This window comes from Lactobacillus sp. UMNPBX1 (genome assembly GCF_002554085.1).
GTDB lineage: Bacteria > Bacillota > Bacilli > Lactobacillales > Lactobacillaceae > Lactobacillus > Lactobacillus crispatus.
The window spans coordinates 1-383 of the sequence record NZ_PCZI01000074.1 but is presented as its reverse complement, the minus strand read 5'-3'; the positions used below and the strand labels follow the sequence as shown (position 1 = coordinate 383).

Here is a 383-nt window from a genome sequence, read left to right as displayed (position 1 = left end):
GCGGGAAAGAACTTGGTTACCAGGCATTGGCATTAACGGATATTAATGTAATGTACGGTGTGCTTGACTTTTACCATGCATGTCAAAAAGCCGGTATTAAGCCGTTGATCGGATTAACATTGCAATTGAACGGTAAGGGGACGGATCCCCAAGAAATCATTTTATTAGCGCAAAATAAGAACGGCTACCAAAATCTAATGAAAATTTCGTCAGCCAAGATGACGGTCAACGGATATGAAGCAGGCGAAGGTCCGCTAACACTGGAACAAATTCAAGCATTCACGCAAGATTTAAAGGTGATCATTACTGAGAAATCACCAGTCTTTGCGGGAATCCGCAATCATAGTTTTGAAGTCGCAGCTGATTTTGGAAAGCAGTTGTTG

General features: G+C 42.0%; 1 protein-coding gene. It reads left to right on the top strand.

Translation table 11 applies throughout. From position 1 onward, the window contains the following. Positions 1-383, top strand: a 383-nt coding sequence (locus CP352_RS10860) for a PHP domain-containing protein (RefSeq protein WP_143465312.1), incomplete at both ends; no start/stop codon positions are given.